We start from the raw sequence: 24067 nt of genomic DNA on the forward strand, positions 1-24067 counted from the left end.
GGCAACTTCGCCAGGAACCAGTAGCCGGCGCTGCGGCCAGCGCCCCTGCTCCAACCATCACCTGGAAACGGACATCACCTCACGAACCGCCCTCTCAGGCGCACCGCCGATGCCCTGACCCGACATCCTGTCCATTACGTTCGGCGGCGCCCACGGCCAGGTGAGTTGTTCCGGCTCGTCTTCCGGGCTTCGGGGCGAGCTGCCCGAACGCGCTCGGGCCCACTTCCTTGCGGGAGGCGATGTGAGTCAGCCCGGTTCCGCAATGTGGACCATATATCCCGTAGCATGTCTTTTTGTGCAGGGCCTCCGTGGACGGGATGGAGTCGGGGACGTGGCGTTCGCGGAGTCGGCCGGTGGCGGTGAGCCCGTGCCCCCTCCTGAGTCGGCCTCGAACTCCGTGCAGCGGTCCTTGGCACCACTACTGGCGGTGTGCGCCGGGTATTTCATGGTGATCCTGGATGTGACGATCATCAACGTCGTTGTGCCGGTGGTGGGCCGGGAACTGTCCGCCTCGCTCACCGGCATCCAGTGGATCACCGATGGGTACACCCTGGTCTTCGCCGGGTTCCTGATGACCGGCGGCGCGCTGGGCGACCGGCTGGGCAACCGTCGGGTCTTCTGCTCGGGCGTGGTGGTGTTCACTGTGTCCTCGGCCGCGTGCGCGTTCGCGCCGAGCGCCTCCTTCCTGGTTGCGGCCCGGCTGGTGGAGGGGCTCGGCGCGGCGCTGATCGTGCCCGGATCCCTGGCCCTGCTCCAGCAGGCCTACCCGGCGCCAGCCGCACGCTCGCGGGCCTTCGGGCTGTGGGGTTCAATGGCGGGCATCGCGGCCTCTGCCGGGCCGCTGCTGGGCGGGCTGCTGGTCTCCACCGTGGGCTGGCGGTGGGTTTTCCTCATCAACCTGCCCGTCGGCGTGGCGTGCCTGGTGCTGACGCTGCGCCACGTGGCGCCCTCGCCCCGGCACGCCGGTCGCGCTCTGGACTGGCCGGCGCAGTGCGCGGTGGTGGCGGCAGTGGCGCTGCTGACCGCCGCGCTCAACGAGGCCGGACGGCGCGGCTGGTCCGATCCTGCTGTTCTCGCCGGGGTGGGCCTGGCCCCGCTGGCCGCCGCGGCGTTCGCGGCGCGCGAGCGACTGGCCCGCTCGCCCGCCCTTCCGATGAGCCAGCTGCGCTCGCGTGCGATGAGCGGCGCAGCCATCATCGGTCTGCTGTTCAACTTCGGCTTCTACGGCATGCTGTTCACCGCCAGCCTGGACTTCCAGCACCAGCGTGGCTTCAGCGCCCTCCGCACCGGGGCGGCACTGCTCCCGGCGGTGGCGATGACCATGTTCGCCTCCGTCCTGTCCGGGCGGCTGACCCGCCGCACCGGCGATCGTCCGCTGGTGATCTCCGGCATGCTCCTGGCAGCCCTCGGGCTGGCCGGCTGGGCCGCGGCAACAGCCGGCCCCTACCCGCTGCTCGTGGCCCCCATGATGGCCGCGGGATTCGGCACCTCCTTCGCCCTCACCGGCTCGACCGCCACCGTGATGGGTGCCGGGCCCCCCGCGTATGCAGGGGCCGCCTCCGCCCTGTTCAACACCACCCGCCAGATCGGCAGCGCCACCGGCGTAGCACTTGGAGGCAGCCTGCTCGCCACGCACACCGACTACAACGCCGGGCTGCGCACCAGCATGGCCATCGGCGCACTCGCCTATCTGACCGCCGCAGCCCTCGCATGGCTGTGCGTGCCGGCAAAGCTCGAAAAGCCGTAGGGCGCCTCGACGCCGTCGGGCAGGCCGGGACAGGCAGTCTTCGCCTCCGCCGGGCAGGAGGCATTTCTACGAGGCGCATGCACCCGCTGAACCTGCCAGCCGGGTTCCGCCGGACAAGGTCGGCCCAACCAAGACCCCCACCAAACCCCGCCACTCGCGCCATCCTCGACCGCCTCGAGCCGACCCCTCCCAGCCATGGAAAAGCCCCGCGCGGCGTGCGAACCAGGACAGGGCCGTCAGTGCGCAGATACACCAGCGCGACCAGCGCCCGCTGCGAGGGCGGCAGCTTACGGCGGCGGTCACCCTCCCGAGTGACGATCAGCATGGACCCACTCGACCAACGCGTTGCGGCAAGTCCGGTGCGGCAGGATAGGTAACCAACGAGGCTGCCCGGCTGAAGAGTTGAGACGTGAGACATCTCGCTCAACCGCCCAGGAGCCTCGTCCGTTTCGCACTCATGCCGATGGCCTGCCCGTCCCCCGATCGGTGGCCGCTCTGAAAACGCTCAGTGCCTGCAGCTGGCTGCGGGTGAGTTTGGCGGCCTGCGCCGGAGTCGGCGCCGCGGCCAGGATCACCAGGGCCGTGGCGGCGCACAGGCCCTCACCACGGAAGACGGGGCGACACACACCGCGTCACCTACCACTCCACCGGAGCCGTCGCCACCGCCACCGACCCGCTCGGCCTGACCACACGGGTGGAGGCAGACGCAGCCGGGCTGCCGGTTGCGGTCACCGACCCCCAGGGCGCGACGACTCGCGGCCGCTACGACGCCCTGGGCCGCATCGTCAAGGTCATCGACGCCCTGGGACAGTCCACCGCCTTGGCATGGTATGCGGAAAAGCGCCTGCTGCGAAGCACGGCTCCCGACGGCGCCGGCGAGTCATGGACGTGGGACGACGGTGAAGGCAACTGCACCGGCCACACAGACCCCCTCGGCGGTCACACACGCTTCACTTACGGGCCCTTCGGTCTGCCAGCCGCCCGCATCTCCCCAGACGGGCGCCGAACACCGATTCCGGTACGACACCGAGCAACGCCTCACGCACGTCACCAACGCCCAGAGGATGACATGGAGTTATACGTACGATGCGGCAGGGCAGCTTAGCGGTGCAGCAACGGGACGGGCGGACCCAACAGCGTCACCATCTGGAACCGCAAGCGGTGAGGAAAGGAACAGTCAGATGAGTCCGGCACTGAGTCGGCTCGTGGAACTGCTGCCAAGGCCTGAGGCCACAGAGCGCACTCCCGACTGGAACGCGGCCGAGGCCGCGCTGAGGACCCCCCTGCCGGCGGACTACCGGGAGCTCATCGAGGCTTACGGAGGCGGCGGTTTTGTCGACGGCTACCTCCTGCTCCTTGAGCCGGGATGCCCCAACGACGTGTACGACCTGCTGAAGATCTCCGCGGAGCGCGAGGAAGCCAACGAATCGCTCTGGCAGTTCGAGGACAAGCCAGAGGAGATGCAGGTCGACGGCAGCCGCCTGGTGTGCTGGGCCGCCACGGACAACGGGGAGTACCTGTACTGGCTCGTCCGGCCGGGCGACGATCCCGACTCCCGCCCCATCCTGATCAACGACGAGTCAGGAGAGGACTGGGAGCGGTACGACATGACGGTGACCCGTTTTCTCGCCGCCGTACTCAGCGGCGAGGTCCGTTCGCAGATTCTGTGGGACCGCTTCCCTCTGCCTGTGCACGAGTTCCGATCCGCCACGGAGATGTAGAAGTGCCAAGACGGCCGTAGCAACACTGGCCCGGCCTGGGGGGACACGCAGTCGGTCCGGCAGCGTGCAGCGGCGTTCATGGTGGCTGAAAGCGCACTGGTAGTACTTCGTTAGGTTCTGGTTTTGGTGAGGGGGCCCATGTGCTGCTGCGCGCCGGGTCCCCCGTCGTCCTCTCCCTGCTCCTCCCGACGTGGTGCCAGATCGTAGGGGCCGGACCCGGAGGGCGGAACCCCGTATTCATCCTGGAAAGTTGCGTTTAACCCCTGGCACTTCGGGCGCCAACGACCTGGCCCAGTTCCTCACGGCGCTGCCGAAGTCCCGCCTGTTTCGGTCGGCTTGGCCGACTCGTCCCGTCGCCGCGCGGCGGCGCTGAACGCGGTGATTCACTTGCCGAGGAACCCCAAGGGCCCTCGGGAACGTCGCCACCGGCACCGCCAAGGCGCCCAGGGCCGCACGCGGACTGTCGTCCTGCTGCGCTTGGCATACCTCGCTGCGACCAACACCCCCGGCGCCCCTGCGCCTCCTGCCGATGAGCGACCACGAAAAGGAGAAACGCCAGGTCAGGGCCCCGACTCCAAGTATTCACACCGGACACGCCGTGAGGAGAGGACTCCCGAGGCCCGTTGTCGATGATGCACAAGAGCCCCTGACGATTTGGCGACGCTCAATATGGGCGCGCAGCCGGTGTCTCCCTACTGTTCCAGTTCACGCAACGCAATCGCCGCAACGACGAGGTGAACTTGGTGACCATCGGATACTTGCCCTGGGTCCGACCGGACTCGGCCATGTCCCGCCCTTGCCTGCGCGACTCCCGCCAGCAACTGACCTACGCGGAGGTGGTGCGCCGAGCTGACGCCATTTCGGAGCAGCTGTCGGACAGGGGAATCGGCGAGGGTGACGTCGTCGCCATCATGCTGCCCAACCGGATCGAGCTGCTGCTGGTGATGCTCGCGGTGTGGCGCCTCGGTGCGACCGCGACACCCATCAATCCGGTCTTCACTGCCCATGAGGCGGAATACCAGTTGCGCGACTCGGGTGCCGTGCTCGTGGTCAACAGCGGCCCCGAGGCGCCGTCTGCGGGCCTGCCGTCCATCGCGGTCGAGGAACTGCCGGGCGAGCCGGCCGGTGTGGTGCCCGACCGCGAGGTGCGCCCGGAGGAGCTGGCGCTGCTGATCTACACGAGCGGTTCGACCGGCCGCCCCAAGGGCGTCATGCTCGACCACGCGAATCTGCTGGCAATGACCTCCATGCTGTCCGGCCATCTCGGGCTGACAGATGCAGATCACTGCCTGCTGGTCCTGCCGCTGTTCCACGTGAACGCGATCTGTGTGAGCTTCCTGTCTTCGATGCTGGCTGGTGGACAGCTCACGGTGCTGGAACGCTTTGCGCCGCTGCCCTTTTTGGAGGCGGTCGAGCGGCACCGGCCCACCTACTTCGCGGCCGTGCCGGCCATCTACGCGCGGTTGGCGGAGCTTCCGGCCGAGGTCGTGCCGGACACCTCGTCGCTGCGGTTCGCCATCTGCGGGGCGGCACCGGTGTCGAGGGAACTGCTTGAGCGGTGCGAGGAGCGGTTCGGCTTCGTAATGGTCGAGGGCTACGGGCTCACCGAGGGCACCTGCGCCTCGACGTGCAACCCCGTCGATGGCGTGCGCAAGCTCGGCACGGTCGGGCCGGCGTTGCCCGGGCAGCGGATTGCCACGATCTCGCCGGAGGGTGAGATTCTCCCACCCGGCGAGGTGGGGGAAGTCGTCGTGCAGGGTCCGAACGTCATGCGTGGCTACCTGAACCGCCCCGACGAGACCGCCGCGACGCTCGTCGACGGGTGGCTGCGCACGGGTGACGTCGGGCGGGTCGACGAGGATGGATATCTCGTGCTCGTCGACCGGGTGAAAGACATGATCATCCGAGGCGGGGAGAACCTGTACCCCAAGGAGATCGAGTCCGTGCTCTGCGGCCATCCGGCGGTCCTTGAGGCCGCCGTGGTCGGCGCGCCCCACCCGGTGTACGGCGAGGTCCCCATCGCCTACGTGGTGGCCTACCCCGACGTCCCGGTGACGGTCGACGACCTGTTCGACCACTGCCGGCAGAGCCTGACCAAGGTCAAACTGCCGGTCGAGATCCACTTGCTCGACACACTGCCGAAGAACCCAGTCGGCAAGATCGACAAGCCGGCGCTGCGCAGCGCGCTTCTTTCCAGCTGAACCACTCCAATCCGAACCGGGATCGGACTCGGTTCGGCAGGTACCCCCTTGTCAGAAGGAGCCGTACATGGGGTTCAAAACAGGCGATTTCCCACCGGTCGACGTCGAGACGTTCCTGGACAAGCCCCTGCGTGAGCGGATGAAGACGCTCGCGCTGCACTGGGTGGAATACGGCTTCGGCTCGCCGAAGATGATTCATGCAACCTATGTCGTGAAAGTGCTCGTCCTTTACCTGCTGGCCGGCACGAGTCTGGCGACCTGGACATCCGGGGTCGGCCCGTTCTGGGACGTCTCGCACTGGTGGAACGAGCCGATCGTCTATCAGAAGCTGGTGCTTTGGACGGTGTTCCTGGAGGCACTCGGTCTCGCCGGCTCGTGGGGGCCGCTCGCCGGCAAGTTCAAGCCGATGACCGGCGGTGTCCTGTTCTGGGCCCGTCCCGGCACGATCCGGCTGCGGCCGTGGCGACGTGTGCCGTTCACCAATGGCGACCGGCGCACGGTGGTCGACGTCGTGCTCTACGTCGGTCTGCTCGCGACCCTGCTGGTCGCGATCGTGCTGCCGGGCGTACCAAGCGCCACCCTGTCGGCGGTGCTCCCGGAGAACACCACCGGTCTGGTGAACCCGGCGCTGCTGATCGCGCCGATGGTGCTGCTGATCCTGTGTGGGCTCCGTGACAAGACGATCTTCCTGGCGGCCCGCGGGGAACAGTACCTGCCGGCGATGGTGTTCTTCACCTTTCTACCGTTCGTCGACATGATCATCGCGCTCAAGCTGCTGATCGTCAGCGTGTGGGTCGGCGCGGGCATATCGAAGTTCGGACTCCACTTCACCAACGTCGTGCCCCCCATGGTGTCCAACAGCCCCTGCGTGCCCTCCAAGTGGTTCAAGCGCGCCCACTATCGCGACTTCCCGCGCGACATCCGCCCCTCGAAGGTCGCCAGCGCCATGGCGCACATCGGCGGTACCACCGTCGAGATCATCACCCCGCTGGTGCTGCTGTTCTCCACCAACCCCTACGTGACCATCGCCGCGGTCGCACTGATGGTGCTGTTCCACCTGTTCATCACCTCGACGTTCCCGCTCGCCGTGCCGCTGGAGTGGAACATCCTCTTCGCGTTCGCCTCGGTGTTCCTGTTCCTGGGCTTCCCGGCGTGGGCGGGCTACGGCGTCGGGCACATGTCTTCGCCATGGCTGACGCTGGCGATCATCGCTGGGCTGGTGTTCTTTCCGGTGCTGGGCAACCTGCGCCCCGACCTGGTGTCGTTCCTGCCCTCGATGCGTCAGTACGCCGGCAACTGGGCCTCGGCGCTGTGGGCCTTTGCCCCGGGCGCGGAGGAGAAGCTCAACTCCATGGCGCACCGGCCGACGAAGAACCAGATCGACCAGCTGCAGGCGATGGGCTACCCCTACCCGGTCGCCGAGATCACGATGCAGCAGACGATCGCCTGGCGGTCGATGCACAGCCAGGGGCGCGGCCTGTTCTCGCTGCTGATCAAGCACATCCCCGATCTCGACCGCTGGACCGTGCGCGAGGCGGAGTTCGGGTGCAACTCGCTGATCGGGTTCAACTTCGGTGAAGGTCACCTGCATGACGAGGATCTGATCCGCGCCGTGCAGAGCCGGGTCGGCTTCGCGCCCGGCGAGTGGATCGTCGTGTGGGTCGAGTCGCAGGCCATCCACAGCAAGGTTCAGCACTACAAGGTCATCGACGCCGCCCTCGGGGTGATCGAGCGCGGTACGTGGAGGGTCTCCGACGCCGTCCGCGAGCAGCCGTGGCTGCCGAACGGGCCGATCCCGACCCAGGTCACCTGGTCGGCGGCGGCCGCAGGGCCGACGCACGACCGACGCGAGGAGGAGAGCGGCTCCGGGCAGAGGACGCCTGCATGAGCACAGCCGTGGTGGTCGGCAGCGGACCCAACGGGCTCGCTGCCGCCGCCTTCCTGGCCCGGGAGGGAGTGCAGGTCACCGTGCTCGAGGCCGCCGACGAGATCGGCGGCGGCACTCGCAGCGGCGAGGCGATCCTGCCCGGGCTCCTGCACGACCACTGCTCGGCCATCCATCCGATGGCCGTGGGATCGACCTTCCTGCAGAGCCTTGACCTCGGCCGCCACGGCCTGGAGTGGAGGCTCCCGGAGATCGACTGCGTGCACCCGCTCGACGGCGGCACCGCCGGTGTCCTGCAGCGCTCCGTCGCCCGGACCGCAGCCGGGTTGGGCCCGGACGGCGCACGGTGGCGGCGGTTGTTCGAGGGACCCGTCGCAGCCTACGACGAGCTGGCCGAGGACATCATGGGTCCACTCCTACGGATTCCGCACCACCCACTGCGACTCGCCCGCTTCGGAATCGCCGCCCTGCTTCCGGCCTCGGTGCTGGCGCGCACGTTCGCCACAGAGGAGGCCCGGGCCCTGTTCGGCGGCGTGGCTGCCCACGCCTACCAGCCACTGCACCTGCCACTGAGCTCCAGCATCGGCCTGGGAATCCTGACCGCCGGGCACCGGCACGGCTGGGCAGTCGCCGCCGGCGGATCGCAGTCGATCACCAACGCGTTGGCCGCGGTACTAGTCGACCACGGCGGCAAGATCGAGACCGGCGTCCGGGTACGGTCCGCCTCCCAGCTCCCGGACGCGGACATCACGATGTTCGACCTCGCCCCTGCCGCGGTGGCCGACATCCTCGGCGACCGGCTGCCGCCGCGGGTCGCCCGCGCCTACCGGGGGTTCCGATATGGGCCGGGCGCCTTCAAGGTCGACTTCGCCGTCGAGGGCGGCGTACCGTGGACGGCCGAGCCGGCGCGACGGGCCGGGACAGTACACGTCGGCGGCACGTTCGCCGAGGTGGCCGCCACGGAGCGGGAGATCAGCGCCGGACGGATGCCGGAACGACCGTTCGTGCTGGTGGGACAGCAATATCTGGCCGACCCGCAGCGCTCGGTCGGCAACGTCCACCCGGTGTGGACCTACGCGCACGTGCCGAACGGCTACGCCGGCGACGCCACCGACGCGATCATCGCCCAGATCGAGCGGTTCGCCCCCGGGTTCCGGGAACGGATCGTCGGCAAGGCCGTGCGTACCACTTCCGGATTCGCCCAGTACAACCCGAACTACGTGGGCGGGAACATCATGACCGGAGCCAAGAACGTCCCCCAGCTGGTGTTCGGGCCACGCCTCACCCTCAACCCCTACCGCATCGGGCTACCCGGCTACTACCTTTGCTCCGCAGCGACCCCGCCCGGACCCGGGGCCCACGGGATGTGCGGCTACAACGCCGCCAGGTCGGCCCTCACCCACCTAAAGGAACGATGACGATCGGAATGGACGAAGAGATCCTGCGTCTGGTGGCCGACACCGCGCGGCGGCTCAACGAGCGCGAGCCGGAGCTCTCCCGCACCATGAGCCGCCTGCTGGCTCGGGAGATCGACCACCTGGACGAGGACCAGCAGCTCGTCGAGCTGCTGGACGCCAGCGTCGACGCCAATGTGAAGACGCTCCTCCACGTCCTCATCAACCACATCCCCATCGAACATCTGGAACCGACGACCGCAGCATCCGAATACGCCCTGCGCCTCGCCCAGCGCGACGTCCCCGCCCACTCCCTGGTCCGCGCCTATCACATGGGGCAGAACAACTTCATCGAGGCCTGTTACGGGGAAGTCCAAAAGCTGGACTGCCACCCGGACTCCAAACTCCAGGTGATGGACCACATCTCCGGCGTGCTCTACCGGTACATCGACTGGATTTCGCTGTACCTCCTCGACATGTATGAGAGGGAGAAGAGGCACTGGATCAGCACCCGGGGAAACCTGCACTCCTCCCTCATCCACAAAATCGTCTCCGGGCACTCCGTCAGCACCACGGATTTCGAGCACGCCACCGGCTACCGCCTTGAGCAGTTCCACGTCGGGGCCGTCGTCTGGAGCACAGAGACAGCCCCGGACACAACGCGCACCCTTGAACGCTTCGCCCAAAGACTCGCCGCCAGTTGCTCCTGCGTCGGTCCGCCGATCGTCACTGCAGTCGATTGCAGCACGGCTTGGGCGTGGCTGCCCTTCGGGCACACCCCGCCCTCGCTCGACATGGACGCGGTGCGTGAGGCCACCAGCCGCCTCGCCAAGAACTGCCGGCTCTCCCTCGGCCTGCCCGCCCACGGTATCGCAGGCTTCAAGCGCACCCACGAACAGGCCCAGTCCGCCAAAGCCGTCGCTCTCGCCTGCGACGGTCGCGGTCCGTCCGTTGTGAGCTTCGGCGACCAGGGAGTGGCCATCGTTTCCCTGCTGGCCAGGGACATGGAGTCGACCAGACAGTGGGTGCGTGAAGTACTCGGCCCCCTTGCCCACCATGACGACAACGCCGCCGAACTTCGCCGCACCCTCCACGCCTTCTTCACCACGGGCGAGCACTACGCAAGGACCGCCGAACTACTCAACGTCCACCGCAACACCGTCAAGTACCGCATAAACAAAGTGCTCGACCGTCCCGGAATCATCCCCAAGCGCGACCGTATGGACATCGCGTTCGCCCTGCAGGTCTGCCAATTCCTCGGCCCTGCGGCGCTGTCCGGCGGCGACCCAGGCGCCGCCGGCTACTGATTGTGCTCGGCGTCAGCACACGGCGGGTGGAGCAACCCGCCGAGACCCTCGGCGTGACCCAGTTCAGCAAGTCCCAGGTCAGCGCCAATCGCCGCAGCTGCCCGAGCCCCGCCCGCGCGCCGGAGTTCCCTACCGCTGCCGCCCCACCGTCACCGTACGCCCCTGTGGGGATCCGCTCGGCCGCCCCCGAGAAGGGGCGGCCGAGCGGGAGAGAAGCGCCAGAGGCGCGGTTGTCGTCAGGCCGCGTTGGCCTGGGCCGCTGCCGACGGTGTGACGGCAGGCGCCGCACGCGTGGCGGCGCGTAGGCCCAACGCCCCGCACCTCGTAGTACATCTCGAGACCGTTGGCCTTGGCGCAGGCGGAGGTGGGCGCCATCGTGATCACGTCCGTTCGTCGGTGGGGGGTCTGTACGGTCAACGGTGGATCTTCGAACGGAAGTGACACCTGATGACAGACGTGACCGTCTCGGCTGAGGCCGTCGAGGGAGTGAAGGCTGTCGGGGCACCGGATGCTCTGGACGACCAGTTGATCGGCCAGCTGGCGGACCGGGCCAAGGACGGCGGGATCAAGCTGGTGAGGGCGGGCTGCTGCAGCAGTTGACGAAGAGGATCCTCGAGTCCGCTCTCGAGGTGAGATCACCGACCATCGCGGGCACGAGACGGCCCATCGCTGGTGCAGGTAGGGCTTGTAGGGATCGAGGATGCTGGTGCGGCCGGTCCACCGTCCGACCAGGAGTTCGTCCGCAGTGGCCGCGTGGGCGAGGCGGCGGACGGTGTTGCGGGCCAGGCCGAGTTGGCGGGCGATGGGCCGCAGCTCGAGTCCCTCGTCCAGCAGGGCGTGAACGGCCGCGTGCTGCTCGCGCACCCGATCGGACAGGCGGCCGGACGGCCGCGGCTCGGCTGGGGATTCCGGTGCGAGCCCCGTGGTCTCCAAGGGCACGCCGGTGCGGACCGGGGCGGCTACCTCCGGCTGGCGCAGCAGGGCGCGGTACGGGATGACCGTCTTCTCGACGGCCTCGGCGAGGTTCTTCCAGAGGTGCCAGCGGTCCGCGACATGGACCGCGTCCGGGGCGCCGAGTGGCCCGGGCTCGGCGTAGGCGGTGGAGCGGTCCCGGCAGATCATTTCGACGCCGGGATGGTCGGCGAGCCACCGGGCCACCGTCGCCGTGGCCCGGTCGGGCAGCAGATCGACCGGACGGCGCGTGTCGATGTCCACCAGGATCGTGCCGTAGTTGTGGCCCTTGCGCAGCGCGAACTCGTCCACGCTCAGGACCCGACGGCGTGTGCGTCGAGGGGTCCGGCAGGCGGCGAATCAGCCGCAGGAGCGTCGACTGGCTCGCCTGGACCGCGAGCGCGTGCACCAGGCGGGCACCGGCCCGGCCAGCATCACCGCCAGCCACTCAAGCACCGCCTGCAGCCCGGCGCTTCGCCTCCCGTGCCGGAAGGTCAGCCCGTCGACCTGCTCGGCAAACGTCGTCTGAGGGCATGCGCGTTCGTGGCAGCGGAACCGGCGGACCAGTAACTCGATCACCACGGGTCTGCCGCCGACCGCACTGTCAGCGAGCCGGCATACGGCTGTACACCCGGGCCGACACCGTTCCGCAGGCAGGACACACGGCCCGGCCCGCGGATGCGCGGGCCCGTACGACCACTAACGCCACGTGCGAATGGAGGTGAGGTCGGCAACCCTCGCTGCGAAGCGCCGGTTGACCAGGTCCGGCGGCCTTGGTGCGGTCGGCTCAGGAATGGTGGTGCGGCGCCGCTGTCCGCGGATGACACCTTCCAGGATGGGGCAGACGCCGTTCCCCGTCGCGTTTGCCGCGCCTGACGGCGGTGAGGATCACGCCCCGAATTACCTGGTGCTGCCCGCACGCCGATCGTCTTCCCGGAGTATGGAACTGCGTTGCTTATGGAGGCCGTCCTGCACAGAACTGCATGTCTACCGGTCGTACGACCGCTGGGGAAGGGGGGCCGAGGGAGAAGGGACCGAGCATGAGCAGGGCCGTCAGGACTGATGTCCGATGTCGGAGCAGTCAGGTGGTCTTGGTCTGGCCTCCGTCGATGACGAATTCGGCACCGGTGATGTTGGCGGCGCGTGGGGAGGCAAGGAAGACGACCAGGTCGGCGACCTCCTTGCCTTCGGTGATCCGGCCGGTGGAGATGCCCATCTGCCGGGGGACGACCTCGTCCAGGACTTCCTGGGCGGTACTGCCGGCACCGGCGGCGACAGCGTCGGCGAAGCCGCCGGGGTCGGTCCAGAACGGGGTGCGGACCGGCCCCGGAGCGACGGCGTTGACACGTACGCCACGTGGCGCGAATTCCTCCGACAAGGCCTTGGTGAAGTTGCTCAGCGCAGCCTTGGCCGCTGAGTAGTCCACCACCATGGGGAAGGGAAGCCGGGCGTTGACCGAGCTGATGTTGACGATGGCCCCGCCGCCATCGGCCAGGAGATGAGGGAGCGCTGCGCGGCTGACGCGGACGGCACTGAAGAACGTCAGATCGAAGGTCCGTGTCCACTCGGAGTCGTCGATGTCAAGGAAGCCGGAGCGCGGGGTCGTGGCACCGAGGTTGTTGATCAAAATGTCCATCCTGCCGTGCCGGTTCAACGCGGCTTGGACCAGCGCGCCGGCGCCCCCGGCATCGCCCAGATCGACGGGGACGAAGGAGACGTCATATCTCTCGCGCAAAGCGGTTACCTGAGGGGTTTCTGTTCGGCTGCCGACGACGACGCTGGCGCCTTCACCGCCGAGCGCCTCGGCAACGGCCAAGCCGATGCCCTTGCTGCCACCGGTGACGACGGCGACCCTGCCCGTGAGGTTCAGATCCATCCGCATGCCCTCCCTGCCTAGCGACCAAAGCGCACCAAACCCATCAAAGCGGGTGTGATGAGCCAGTATCGCTCCCTTCTGGAGGAGACCCCCCCATCGCCACGAGCGTCTCTGCCCGATGCACTGCCCTCAATGAGGACCAGCTCCTGCTGAGCGGATCCGCCCGCCCCGGCTCACCTTCCCCGAACAGGTCCTGGCCACCGAGCTCCACCTCCGCGCCGCCCTGGCTGCTGAACCTCTCGCCGTACTCTTCGGCAGCAGCCGGGCCGCCGCCCGCACTGCGGTCTTCGAGTATGTCGGGAGCTGGTACACCTTGCACCGACTGCACAGCAGCCTTGGCTATCGCGGTCCAGCCGGCTGCGAGAGCGCCCTTGCGGCCTGATCATCACAACGATGGTGTCTGTCGGACCGGAACAGGCTCATGCATGGGGTGGACAGCGGTGAGCTTCCGTACCGGGTGGGGTTGCCGGGTTCGGGTCTTGGCTGCGCGGTAAACCGGTGGCCAAGGATGTCCGCGGCGGCGCAGCGGCGATGTCAGTCAACCGATTCGTAGGTTCGTACGCTGCGGTCCGCGAGAGCGGGGATCGCCTGACCGATCACGTATTTCTGGAAGGCTTCAGTCGCCTTGTGGTCGTCATAGCCTGTTGCATCGGTGTACTTCTCGACCAGGACGAATGTGTCCGGCGCGGTGTGGTCCACGAAAGCGTCAAAGGAGATCATCTTCTCCTCGGCCCGGTTCAGCGGTGCGACCGTCTCCAGGATGCCGCGGATGTGATCCGCCTGGCCGGGCTTGGCCTTCCAAGTGGCGATGACGACATGTGCCATGGCGCTGCTCCTTCTCGGGGTCCGTCAGAGTCAGGTAGTTGCTGGTAGTCACGCAGTTGCTGGTCAGAAGTTGCTGAAGCCGATGGCGCGCAGCTGGTCGCGCCCCTCCTCGGTGATGTCCGACGGGCGCCACGCGGGCTGCCACACCCACTCGAGGTGGTAATCGTTGATGCCGCAGCGTTCGCGGTCGGCCAGGGCCGTTCGGATCTGATCCTCCATCACCCCCGTCAACGGGCAGGCGGCCGAGGTCAGGGTCATGGTGATCGTCGCCAGCTCGCCCTTGACGGTGATTCCGCGGACGAAGCCCAGGTCGACGATGTTTACGCCCAGGTCCGGGTCGAGTACGTCGTACAGTGCGTCCCGGACCCGCTGCGAGCGCTCGTCCGGCGCCGGGGCGGCGGGCGAGCGCGGCGCGCCGGCGTCGGGGTGGGGGGCAGTGCCCTCTCCCGCGCCGTGTGTCTGTGGCCGCGCCCCGGCGGTCGCCCGCAGACCCGTCGGCTCCAGGCGGATTTCGACGTCGGCTGTCTCGCTGCTGATCCAGTCCGCCATGCCGTGCGCCTTGCGCCGCACCCGGACGATGTCCTCGCCGCGGTGCGCTTGTCCGCCGGCCACCACGAGGTGGTGAGGGCGGATGCCGGATCGCTCGGCGTTCGCCAGGGCGCGGTCGAGGACGCGCGCCACCGGCTCACAGGTGCGGCCTGGACCGTAGCGCAGCCTCGCCACTGCTGCCGGAGCGGGCAGGCCTGTCACTGTCCGCAGGGCCCAAGCCGCCTCGGCCGCGTTGACACGGGTCTGTTCCTCATGGATTAGGAGTTCCGCCAATGCCGTCACGACATCACACCTCCCTTGTATTCATGCCGACGCCGGTCGAGAGACAGCGGTGTGGCGCTGCGCCAGCCGCTTCAGCGGCACGGATTCGTCTCGCAGCTGCTCCAGCGACACTTCGTGCTCGGCGAAGACCAGACGCCGGACATCCAGCACGTCCCGCGGACGGTCCAGGGACACCACCCCCGTCACCCTGCCCTCCTGCCAGGCGAACGCGGAGAAGCGGCGCTCTTCCACGCGGCCGCGCACCACTGGTTCGAAGGGGTCGGGCAGCCGCCCGGCGCTTTGTACACTGTGCTCGTACTGGTCGGACCAGAACCAGAATGGCTCGGCGAACTCCTCTTCCGCGCCCAGCATGTTCCGCGCCACATGGGCGCCCTGCCGGGTGGCGGTGTCGTGGTGTTCCATGCGCAGGTGCTCACCGTAGTGGGGGTGGTACTGCCTGGCCACGTCACCGGCGGCGTAGATGGCCGGGTGAGAGGTGCGGCCCAGGGCATCGGTGAGGATGCCGTTGTCCACCTCGATGCCCGCCGCCACCGCCAGTTCGGTGTTGGGCTGCGCGCCGACGCCCACCACGATCACGTCGCACTCCACCCGGTCCCCTTCGGTGGACGTGACGAGCAGGGTGTCGTGTGTGGTCTCGGCGACTTCCCGCACGCCTGTGCCGAGGCGCACGTCCACACCGTGGGCTCGGTGGATGTCGATCAGCGCCCCGCCGACCAGCGGGCCGAGGCTGCGGCGGAAGGGGACGGTGTCCGGCTCGAACACCGTGACCGCCTTGCCGAGCCCCGCGGCCGTCGCGGCCACCTCACAGCCGATGAAGCCGGCGCCGACGACCACCACCCGTTCCGCGGACTGAAGGTGGGAGCGCAGTGCCCTGGCGTCGTCGAGGGTCCTGGGGTAGTGGATGCGCTCACCCCGCACGCCGGGCAGCCGTCTGGGTCTCACCCCCGTCGCCAGCAGCAGGCGGTCGTACGGCAGTGTGCTCGCGCCGTCGGCGGCGGAAAGGGTGAGCCGCCTCTTGGCGACGTCGATCGCCGTGACCTGTGTGCCCAGCAGCAGTTCGACGTCCTGTTCCCGGTACCAGTCGCGAGGCCGCACCCACAGGCCGTCCTCGTCGGCTGCTCCCGCCAGGAAGTCCTTGGACAACGGCGGGCGTTCGTACGGCTGATGGGGTTCCTCGCCCACCAGCACCACCTCACCGTCGAAGCCCGCCTCCCGCAGGCCGCGGACGGCGGCCGCTCCCGCGACACCGCCGCCCACGACCACGTGCCGACCGCGACTCATCCGACGTCCACCATGATCGCGCCGGACTCGGTCACCCGGCACGGGTAGACCGTCAGCCTGCAGTTGTTGGGATTGACGCCCTGGCCCGATCCGGCGTCGAACTCCCACATGTGGCGGGTGCAGATGATGGTCTCCCCGTCGAAGTCGCCCTCGTCCAGGGCCCACGCCTGGTGCGGGCAACGGTTCTCGTAGGCGCGCACGTCACCGCCGACGTTGACGAGCAGCACCTTCTTGCCCGCCACCTCGACCGCTTCCATGTCGCCTTCCCACAGGTCGTCGATGCGCATGGCTTCCTGCCACTGCCCGGTAGCGGCGCTCATCAGGCACCCCTCCGCTCCGCCGCGGAGCCACCGCCCTCGCCGGCTTTTTCGAACAGCCGGTCGTGGAACGTCTCCCGGGCCGCCCGCGCCTGGGACACCACCCGGTCGGCCGTCCACCCTGCCGGCCCGCAATGCTCCAGGAGCGAGCCAAGACCAGCAGCCGCGTCGTCCGCGGCCGGGGTCCAGCGGTCGATCCAGCGCCGCAGCACCGCCTCGTTGTCCGGCCGCTGCCGGACCGCGAAGCCGACCAGGGCCGCGCTCCACCGGGACCGCCGGTCGGCGTCGTCCTGGAGGTACTTCGACAGCAGCCACGATTCCTCGTCGCCGGCCTCCCGCGACGCCTCGCCGAACTGCCGCAGGAGTACGTCGTCCAGGGTCGGAGCCAGCATCAGGTTGAGCGCGGTGAACGCCTCGCCCCAGTCGTAGGAGATCAGCGCCTTCTCCACCGCGCGGCGGGCCGGCTGCCACGCCTCGTCCTGCTCCCACACCTGACGCTCCCGCTCGCCGAAACCGGCGCTCGGAGCGGCAAGTTGCAGCTCCCGGGTCCGGTAGGCAATCACGGTGAGCCGACGCAGCAGGTCAGCGGTGGCGAAGCAGGCGGCATTGGTGATGTACGAGGTGGGCGCTATGTAGCCGATGTAGGCCTGGATCTGCTGGAAGCCGTGGACCAGGTAGCGCGACGGCGTGTACAGCGAGGCCAGCAGGGCGACCTGGCCGGGCTCCAGCTTCTGGTCGGCGTTCGCCTTGGCGTACTCCTCCAGCACGCCGCCGGTCTTGGCCTCGGCGTCGGACTGGAGGTTGATGTACGCGCGGTAGGTCAGGGTGTCCGGATCGCGGTACTGCTCCCAGTCGTCCACCATCAGCGGGGACTTGTCACGGTAGGTCAGGAACCACAGGTTCGGCGGGGAGGACGGGTTCTGCTCGAAGGCCCCGTTGCGGTTCTGCCGGGTGGTCCAGTTCTGGCCGTGGGTGACGATCTCGTATTCGCTCGGCATCCTGCGGACGTCGCCGAACGCGCTGAACGTCCGCCGCTGACGCGGCTTCCTGGGTGTGGCGCTCACGCCGGTGCTCCTTCCGCCGCCGCCTTGCTCCTGGCGGTGATGTCCTCCCAGGTGATGGAGTCGCTGGTGGTGATGACGCGGCCGACGAAGGAGGACATCATCGTTTCCATCGACCTGATCTCGAAATCCGGTCCCAGGTAGCGGCGCAGCGTGTCCAAGGTCAGGGTGACGCGCCCTGCGCCGCGCACCCGCACGTACGCGCCTCGGTCGACGACCTCGATCTCCTGGTCGGGGTTGTCGTCCTCGATCGCCGCGATGATCTGGTCGACTTCGTCGCCCATCCTCAGGACCGGGCCCACCAACTGGCTCATGCCTCCCCCTTGGGGATGTCGTACTCGACTCTGACGTGGTCGAGCGGTTCCATCCCGGCCTCCGCCACCGTGGTCTTCGGCGCCAGGCGGCGCCCGTTGTGGAAGACGGCCTTGGGATACGGCAGTGCCCGCACCCGCTTGCCCTCGACATGGTGTGCCACCGCCTCGGCCACCTGCTCCGCGGTGTTGTCCGTGGTTACGGCCACCAGGATCTGCACGAAGTCGTCGGCGAAGACCGCGTTGAGCGGTACGACGGCCGGTGCCTGCCGGCCGGTGTCCGTGCCTGTCGCCTGGGTCATGACGCACTCACCTCCTTGCCGGCCAGGGCCAGTCCGGTGGCCGGGCGGCCGACGTAGTCCTTCGTCCACGCCTCGTAGTCGGGGTCGTCGCCCATGACGTCCGGGGTCATGCCCATGTAGGACAGGATTCCGCCGACGTCCATGGGCTGGATCTGCCCGGCCACGAACCGCTCGACCAGCGTCTGGTGGTTGACGTTGTCGCGGTCCTTCCACCAGATCTGCCGGCAGCCGTTGCTGCAGAAGTGGTAGGTCCTGCCGTTGTACTTCAGTGACCAGTCCGGCACCCGCCAGCGGCCCGACCGGGTCTGAACCGCGTTGCAGCACGGCAGGTTGCACATGCTGCACAGCCAGGGCAGCGTCTCCGGCAGGGTGGCCTCCACGTTGTCGGCGTTGACGTTGTCGATCAACGTGTCCCACTTGTCGCCGTAGATGGCCTCCCAGTTCGGGTACTTCTCACGCAGCCACTCGCGCTCGTCCTTCGAGACGCCCGCCTTCGGCCGCCACCACAGGGTGGGCCGCCAGTACCACAGGCCCATGTGCAGACCGTGGTGCCAGGTGTCGAGTCCGCGCATGAACTCGTCCCAGTACCAGGGCTTCTTCAGGCCGTAGTCCTGGATGGTGTGGATGTACTGGTCGATGATCCACTCCTCCATGAACTCCCGGTAGGACTGCTTCCGGTGCTCAAGAGGCGTGTAGTAGTCCATGGCCGGCCCGGTGAGCGCGGAGAAGGCACGGGCCGAGCCCCAGAAGTTGCGGTCGATGACCCACTGGGCCCGCACCGGGTCGTGCTCGACCAGGATCTCCATCGTCGGGCCGCCCTGCTGTGAGTGGCGGGCCTCGTCGGTCTGGATCGACGAGACCATGTTGGCGAAGTTGACGTCGCCCGCCTCCAGCGCGTCCGCGGACAGCGCCACGAACTGCAGGTTGGTGAAGCCCGTCTCGAAGGTGAACGGCAGCCCGATGGCCAGGTCCACCACGTTGGGGGCGATCATCATGTTGTCGAAGACGTTGCGCAGCGACACCGGCACCCAGTTGTTCTGGTGGAACGTCTTCTGGGTCCAGTCGTACTGCGGGTCCTTCTTGATGAACTCGTGGCCGAAGAACGTGGTGATCTGCGCGTGCCGCAGTTCGTCGAGCGCGCCGAAGGTCGCCATGTTGCGCCACGAGCCGTTGAGGCCGAACCTGGCCATCTTCAGCTCGCCCAGAACGGCCGCGTACTCGACCAGGGCCACGCCGCCGAAGTGCATCTTGGTGGACGAGCGCCAGCCCTCGTCCAGCTGGTCGAAGTTCGAGGAGCGCTGGAACGCGGCCTTCACCGCGTAGGCGGCCGACTCCTTCTCCCGCTGCACGGCCACGTACTCCGGGTAGCTGATCTTGTAGTCCTCTTCCCAGGCGGCCCACGCCTCCCTGGGTACCTTGCCGGTGCCGCTGTGCCACTCCGGAAAGACCGCTTCGTCATCGGCGTAGCTGTAGGTCCAGTCCACGTCGCGGACGAAGTGCTGCCATTCCTCACGCTTGAGCAGACTCATCGCTGTCCCTTGCCTCCCGTCCTGGGGTCCTTCGGTTCCTCAGTCGACTTCGAGATGTCCGAGCTGCCGGTTGATCCCGGCCCCGTTCCAGTACGCCCGCACTGTGTCGATCAGCCCGTCCTCGTCGACGTGGAGGATGAACAGATGCGGCTCGCTGAAGGAGCCGCCGCGGGCCTCGGCGAAGCCCCAGGCGAGCTGCTGGGTACCACCGATGTCGCAGGAGACCGCCACGTCGCCGTTGTCGTTGGCGTCGATGATGTGGACCTCGTTGAACAGGTCGGGGAAGGAGTCGATCAGCCCCGTCCAGATCGTCTTGCCCACCGTCTTGACCTTGCCGTCACCCCGCAGCACGCGCTGCCTGCCCCACACCTCGTAGGGCACGTAGGAGAACTCCGCGGTGTCCGTGCACATGTCGCACATGGCCTCGACGTCGTGCCTGCGATACACCTCGAACAGCCGGGCGGCGGTCTCGGCAGCGACGTTTTTGCGCGTGCCGCCCTTGGCCGTGGCGCTGTTGCCGGCCGTACGCGTGCCGTCCTGCGTGATGCTCATGCCGCCCCTCCCACGATCGCCACCTCGTCCAGCCGCTTCACGGCCAGTCGGCGGTAGAGCTGGTTCTGGCACCAGTAGGCGTCGATGCCGGTGATCAGCCCGTCGGTCACCGTGAAGCGCCATGCCTGGTCCACGTCGATGTGCTTCTCCTGGTTGACGGCACCGAGGTAGTCGGCCGCCTGGGTGCCCTCCAGCTTCAGCTCCGCGACCACGACGTCGTCGAACTCCAGCAGGTTCTTCTCTGTCAGCCGCAGGTCGGGGAACGCGGTCACGGTCGAGGCGACCAGCCCGCGGATGTCGTCCGCGGCGCCGTCCCAGACCTGCAGCGGGTGCAGGTTCACCGCGGTGGACGGGCTGATGAGCGCCATCGCGGCGTCGGTGTCACGCCGCCGTACTGCGTCCAGAAAGGCCCTGACCGTCTCAGCCGGGGTTACGCTCATGTTCTGTTACTCCTTCGGACCGGTGGGCACGGTGCCGGACCCGCGGCGTCCGCGTCCGGCAGGACGACGGACACCGCGGAGCGGCAGCCGCTCATGCGGCGAGCGCCTTGAGCAGCGCATCGGCGGTCGCTTCGCTGGAGGCCGGGTTCTGCCCGGTGATGAGGTTGCGGTCCACCACGACGTGAGACGCCCAGGCGCTGGGCCCGTCGTCGAAGACCGCGCCCGCGTTCTTCAGGGCGGTGTCCAAGTACCAGGGCATACCGAGCCGTCCGGGGACCGTCTGGTCCTCCTCCTCGTCGGTGAAGCACGTCATGCGGTAGCCGTCGAAGAGCCACTGCCCGTCCTCGCGTTCGGGCGCGGAGAGCAGCAGCGCGGGGCCGTGGCACAGAGCGGCGACCGGGGCCCGCTTGTCGTGCAGCACCCGCAGCAGCCGGCAGACGTCGGCGTTGTCGGCCAGATCGACCATCGGGCCGTGCCCGCCCGGCGCGAACACGGCGTCGAAAGCGGCCAGTTCCTCATCGCTCAGTGACGAAAGCGCCACCGGGTGCGCGAACCCCTCGAAGCTCTCCAGCTTGCGGCGCCGCTCCTCGGCCAGCGCGTGTGCCGCCCTGTCCAGTTCGTCGACCGCCTCCTGGATCTCCTGCCGGCTCAGGCCGCCGTCCAGCCCCTCCTCCACCATCACGTCCACCAGCTGGCGGTCCTGGATCCAGGCGATCCGCGCAGCCCGGCTCACCAGCCCGTGCGCAGCGGAGGGCGTCATCCCGCGCTGCGTCAGCCGCTCCACGATCCTGCGGGCCGCCACCAGCCCGAGCTCGGTGGTCTGGTGCAGAGTGACGCGGATGTCGTCCGGGTCGTGATGGAACGTGCGGGTGACCGACGCGAAGAAATCCTGGTCCTCCTCCGGGTAGTGGAAGAAGTGCTCCAGCCCGTACGCGTCTGCCGTCGGCGGGACACCGTCCGGCGTGACCACGACGACATCGTGGCCCGCGGCGACGAAGCGCTCGTACGGCTTGAGCGCCTCCTCTGCAAAGTACCCGGTGGGATGCCGGGTACCGTCGGCGAGGTCGATCTCCTTCGCGCTGGACACGAGGTACGCGATGCGCGCCATGTCAACTCCAGGTGAACAGTTCGTTACTGCGACGCACCGACGGTAGGCCCGCTTTTCCGCCAGGCGCATCGCAGATTCCTGCCGGGGAACTGCGGATTTCGGTAGCGGCCGGCGCCCCCTTGCGGGTTCCGGTCGAGAAGTAGAAGATTCCATCGGAACCCAACGGTCTTGCCGGCCTTCCTGCCTAACGTGAGATTCGTGCTTTCCCGCGAAAGACACCTCAGCGACCGACAGCAGAAAGGTTTGCGATGACACGCGTACTGCTCGCGGTATCCGGCTCCGACCACTGGACGCTCAAGGACGGCACCAAGCATCCTTGCGGCTACTGGCCGGAGGAATTGGTGGTACCCCACGAGATCTTCCGCAAGGCGGGGTTCGACATCGCCATCGCCACTCCGGGCGCGGTGCGTCCGACCGCTGACGAGGCCGGGTTCTCGGCGGCGGTCAACGGCGGCTCGGAGGAGCCCGGCAAGCGGTTCCGCGCCTACCTGGACAGCATCTCCGCGGAACTGAACGCGCCCGTCGACCTCGAGGAGGCCGACGCCGCCGACTACGACATGGTGTTCGTGCCGGGCGGCCACGGCCCGATGGAAGACCTCGCGGGATCCGAAAAGTTCGGCGCCCTGATCGCGGCCTTCACCGCGGCCGGCAAACCCGTGGCGGCCGTCTGCCACGGCCCGGCCGCCTTCCTCCCGGCTCGCGACGCCTCCGGCGGATGGCTCTTCGCGGAACGCAAGGTCACAGGTTTCAGCAATGAGGAAGAAGCGGCGATGGGCTTCGCCGACAAGGCCCCATGGCTCCTGGAGGACCGTCTGGCGTCGAGCGGCGGCACGTACGAACGCGCTGCCGCCTTCGAGGCCCACGTGGTCTCGGACGGCAACCTGCACACCGGCCAGAACCCGGCGTCGTCAGCACCGCTGGCCGACCACCTGGTGACACTGCTGGCCCGGGTGGACGCGCAGGTCAGCTGACACCAAGGGCCGACGACCGCCGGTTACCAGGCCCTGTGGCCCGCGGAGCCAGGCGTGTCCGCCCCGCGGCACCTTGAACCCGCTGTTCCCGGCCGCCCGCCCCCGCGTGGACGCACCGTGCGATCGGTGCGTCCACGCAGCCGCCCCGCCGCGGCCCATGCGGCGCGCGGCGGTTCTTTTCAGCCCGGAAGTGTCAGCCTCTTTGCTGCGAACCGAGTTCCTTGGAAATGCGCTGGAGATCGCAATAGGCACGCGGCGTGGCCCCGAACCTGTCCCGGAACTCGTTGATGAAATGCGACGTGCTGGAATATCCCACAGTGCGTGAAACCTTGGTCACACTCATCTGCTGTTCAATCAGCAGATCACGGGCACGGTTGAGTCTCATCTCCTTCACGAACTGGTAGGGGGATTTTCCGGTAATCTCCCGGAAAAGGTGCGAGAAGGCCGACGGACTCATGGACACCTGCTCCGCCATGTCGCTCACCGTCAACGGCTCCGACATGTTGCGCTGCACATAAGAGATGACATCGCTGACCGGGTTGCTCACCACCTCCGTAGCCGCTATCTCGATCAGGCGCTCGTACTGTTCCGCCTGGAGGACCCGGTACACCATCTCGCGCAAGTACAGCGGGGCCAGCACCCGGCGGTCAGCACCGGTGTGGGTGGCCTGGAGGAACCGGATCGTCGCCGACATCAGGGCACAGTCCAGCGGGGAGACGAAGACGGGCTCCGGCTTGCCGCGCAGCTTCGGCCCGAGGGGCACCGCCCGCCGCTCGAGGATGTCGGAGGAGACACGCCGCACCAGCGTCGGGTCGATCTGGAGCACCAGGGAGAGAAAGGGCTTCTCCGAAGTCGCCTCCAGGATCTCGGCCGTGAAGTGCTGGCTGCTGCTGAGCACGAGGTAGTTGAAGGGATCGTAGTGGTGCGGCTGTCCGGACGACACGACACACTTGCGCCCCTGCGCGATGATGCACAGCGACAGCGACTTGACCTCCTCCCACTGCGGCGCCGTGGGCCGGGTGTAGCGGTAGAAGGTCAGCCCGGGCCAGCCGCCGGAGTTGCCACCGATGTGAGGCGTGCGGGAACGGATCTCCGACAGGAGGTCTCCCGAGGTCAACGTCTCCTCAAGCGCGTGGGGTACGGCGGTCATCAGGCGGCTCCTGTTCTGTAGATCTCCAAGGCTCAGCCGTCGAGGCGGTCTGCTGCTACGCCAATGTCCTGTCTTCTGCCGCGCGCCGACTGCGCGTCGGCCGCATGACGGAGTCTCCCGCCACTCTCCGCCCCGGCCCAGATGCTACGGGCCCCTCCGGCAACGGCAACCCCAGAATCCGCTCAAAAAATTGCGGACTCCCTCATCCCGACAGCGAACGGAGGCGCCCCCAAAGACCCCTTCGTCACCGTGCACGTACAGCCTTGACGGACTCCAGAAGCGGGTGGCCGTACCGCTGCGGCCACCC

The 24067-nt window shown here is 68.1% G+C and carries 21 protein-coding genes and 3 pseudogenes; 9 read left to right on the forward strand and 15 right to left on the reverse strand.

Annotation, left to right across the window (positions count from 1 at the left end):
* Positions 1 to 331: 331 nt before the first annotated feature.
* Entirely contained in the window at positions 332 to 1747 is a 1416-nt protein-coding gene (locus tag ABZV31_RS34670) for an MFS transporter (protein ID WP_355900827.1), read from the forward strand.
* Positions 1748 to 1988: 241 nt separating this feature from the next.
* On the opposite strand, the pseudogene ABZV31_RS34675 reads toward ABZV31_RS34670, so the two are convergent.
* Positions 1989 to 2128: pseudogene (locus tag ABZV31_RS34675) on the reverse strand (IS5/IS1182 family transposase); the annotation flags it as partial.
* Positions 2129 to 2441: 313 nt separating this feature from the next.
* Between ABZV31_RS34675 and ABZV31_RS34680 the strand changes: the two are divergent.
* The 7 genes and pseudogenes from ABZV31_RS34680 to ABZV31_RS34710 form a co-directional block, all read left to right on the forward strand.
* Positions 2442 to 2702, forward strand: a pseudogene (locus tag ABZV31_RS34680) (hypothetical protein); the annotation flags it as partial.
* Positions 2647 to 2817 (forward strand): annotated as a pseudogene (locus ABZV31_RS34685) (hypothetical protein); the annotation flags it as partial. The pseudogenes ABZV31_RS34680 and ABZV31_RS34685, both read left to right, overlap by 56 nt.
* Positions 2818 to 2928: 111 nt before the next feature.
* Complete coding sequence (locus ABZV31_RS34690; protein ID WP_355900860.1) at positions 2929 to 3468, forward strand: SMI1/KNR4 family protein; 540 nt, start codon at positions 2929 to 2931, stop codon at positions 3466 to 3468.
* A gap of 743 nt (positions 3469 to 4211) precedes the next feature.
* The gene (locus ABZV31_RS34695) at positions 4212 to 5669 is read left to right on the forward strand and encodes an AMP-binding protein (RefSeq protein ID WP_355900828.1); all 1458 of its coding nucleotides are present in this window, start codon (positions 4212 to 4214) and stop codon (positions 5667 to 5669) included.
* 67 nt (positions 5670 to 5736) lie between these two features.
* The gene (locus ABZV31_RS34700) at positions 5737 to 7557 is read left to right on the forward strand and encodes a DUF3556 domain-containing protein (RefSeq protein WP_355900829.1); all 1821 of its coding nucleotides are present in this window, start codon (positions 5737 to 5739) and stop codon (positions 7555 to 7557) included.
* Entirely contained in the window at positions 7554 to 8972 is a 1419-nt protein-coding gene (locus ABZV31_RS34705; protein ID WP_355900830.1) for an NAD(P)/FAD-dependent oxidoreductase, read from the forward strand. Before ABZV31_RS34700 ends, ABZV31_RS34705 begins: the two co-directional genes overlap by 4 nt.
* Positions 8969 to 10255: a helix-turn-helix domain-containing protein gene (locus ABZV31_RS34710; RefSeq protein WP_355900831.1), complete on the forward strand. Its 1287-nt coding sequence runs from the start codon at positions 8969 to 8971 to the stop codon at positions 10253 to 10255. The genes ABZV31_RS34705 and ABZV31_RS34710 overlap by 4 nt, the downstream gene beginning before the upstream one ends.
* Positions 10256 to 10384: 129 nt before the next feature.
* Here the strand turns inward: ABZV31_RS34710 and ABZV31_RS34715 are convergent, their stop codons facing one another.
* From ABZV31_RS34715 to ABZV31_RS34775, 13 genes are all read right to left on the reverse strand, one after another.
* Positions 10385 to 11518: a transposase gene (locus ABZV31_RS34715; RefSeq protein ID WP_355900832.1), complete on the reverse strand. Its 1134-nt coding sequence runs from the start codon at positions 11516 to 11518 to the stop codon at positions 10385 to 10387.
* A gap of 769 nt (positions 11519 to 12287) precedes the next feature.
* Positions 12288 to 13082: an oxidoreductase gene (locus ABZV31_RS34720; protein WP_355900833.1), complete on the reverse strand. Its 795-nt coding sequence runs from the start codon at positions 13080 to 13082 to the stop codon at positions 12288 to 12290.
* Between the two features lie 534 nt (positions 13083 to 13616).
* Entirely contained in the window at positions 13617 to 13907 is a 291-nt protein-coding gene (locus tag ABZV31_RS34725) for a putative quinol monooxygenase (RefSeq protein WP_355900834.1), read from the reverse strand.
* Positions 13908 to 13970: 63 nt separating this feature from the next.
* Positions 13971 to 14738 carry an iron-sulfur cluster assembly protein gene (locus ABZV31_RS34730; RefSeq protein WP_355900835.1) on the reverse strand — a complete coding sequence of 256 codons (768 nt, stop codon included), beginning with the start codon at positions 14736 to 14738 and terminating at the stop codon, positions 13971 to 13973.
* Between the two features lie 21 nt (positions 14739 to 14759).
* Complete coding sequence (locus tag ABZV31_RS34735; RefSeq protein ID WP_355900836.1) at positions 14760 to 16019, reverse strand: FAD-dependent oxidoreductase; 1260 nt, start codon at positions 16017 to 16019, stop codon at positions 14760 to 14762.
* On the reverse strand, positions 16016 to 16339 hold the full coding sequence (locus ABZV31_RS34740) for a Rieske 2Fe-2S domain-containing protein (RefSeq protein WP_355900837.1): 324 nt from the start codon (positions 16337 to 16339) through the stop codon (positions 16016 to 16018). Before ABZV31_RS34740 ends, ABZV31_RS34735 begins: the two co-directional genes overlap by 4 nt.
* The gene (locus ABZV31_RS34745; RefSeq protein ID WP_355900838.1) at positions 16339 to 17400 is read right to left on the reverse strand and encodes a toluene monooxygenase; all 1062 of its coding nucleotides are present in this window, start codon (positions 17398 to 17400) and stop codon (positions 16339 to 16341) included. Before ABZV31_RS34745 ends, ABZV31_RS34740 begins: the two co-directional genes overlap by 1 nt.
* On the reverse strand, positions 17397 to 17711 hold the full coding sequence (locus ABZV31_RS34750) for an MmoB/DmpM family protein (protein ID WP_355900839.1): 315 nt from the start codon (positions 17709 to 17711) through the stop codon (positions 17397 to 17399). Before ABZV31_RS34750 ends, ABZV31_RS34745 begins: the two co-directional genes overlap by 4 nt.
* A complete protein-coding gene (locus ABZV31_RS34755; protein ID WP_355900840.1) occupies positions 17708 to 18010 on the reverse strand; it encodes a toluene-4-monooxygenase system B family protein in 303 nt (100 codons plus the stop codon). The genes ABZV31_RS34750 and ABZV31_RS34755 overlap by 4 nt, the downstream gene beginning before the upstream one ends.
* Positions 18007 to 19539 (reverse strand): toluene monooxygenase, encoded by a 1533-nt coding sequence (locus ABZV31_RS34760; RefSeq protein WP_355900841.1) that lies wholly within the window; start codon positions 19537 to 19539, stop codon positions 18007 to 18009. Before ABZV31_RS34760 ends, ABZV31_RS34755 begins: the two co-directional genes overlap by 4 nt.
* A 39-nt stretch (positions 19540 to 19578) precedes the next feature.
* Positions 19579 to 20091, reverse strand: coding sequence for a nuclear transport factor 2 family protein (locus ABZV31_RS34765; protein ID WP_355900842.1), 513 nt, complete (start codon positions 20089 to 20091; stop codon positions 19579 to 19581).
* Complete coding sequence (locus tag ABZV31_RS34770; protein WP_355900843.1) at positions 20088 to 20531, reverse strand: nuclear transport factor 2 family protein; 444 nt, start codon at positions 20529 to 20531, stop codon at positions 20088 to 20090. Before ABZV31_RS34770 ends, ABZV31_RS34765 begins: the two co-directional genes overlap by 4 nt.
* Before the next feature lie 91 nt (positions 20532 to 20622).
* Complete coding sequence (locus ABZV31_RS34775) at positions 20623 to 21639, reverse strand: DJ-1/PfpI family protein (RefSeq protein WP_355900844.1); 1017 nt, start codon at positions 21637 to 21639, stop codon at positions 20623 to 20625.
* 248 nt (positions 21640 to 21887) lie between these two features.
* Here ABZV31_RS34775 and ABZV31_RS34780 point away from each other — a divergent pair, with 248 nt between their 5' ends.
* The gene (locus ABZV31_RS34780; RefSeq protein ID WP_355900845.1) at positions 21888 to 22610 is read left to right on the forward strand and encodes a type 1 glutamine amidotransferase domain-containing protein; all 723 of its coding nucleotides are present in this window, start codon (positions 21888 to 21890) and stop codon (positions 22608 to 22610) included.
* A gap of 193 nt (positions 22611 to 22803) precedes the next feature.
* Here ABZV31_RS34780 and ABZV31_RS34785 read toward each other — a convergent pair whose 3' ends face one another.
* Complete coding sequence (locus ABZV31_RS34785; protein ID WP_355900846.1) at positions 22804 to 23760, reverse strand: AraC family transcriptional regulator N-terminal domain-containing protein; 957 nt, start codon at positions 23758 to 23760, stop codon at positions 22804 to 22806.
* Between the last annotated feature and the right edge of the window lie 307 nt (positions 23761 to 24067).

Origin of the sequence: Streptomyces sp. NPDC005202, from assembly GCF_040608235.1 — a bacterium.
Lineage (GTDB): Bacteria > Actinomycetota > Actinomycetes > Streptomycetales > Streptomycetaceae > Streptomyces.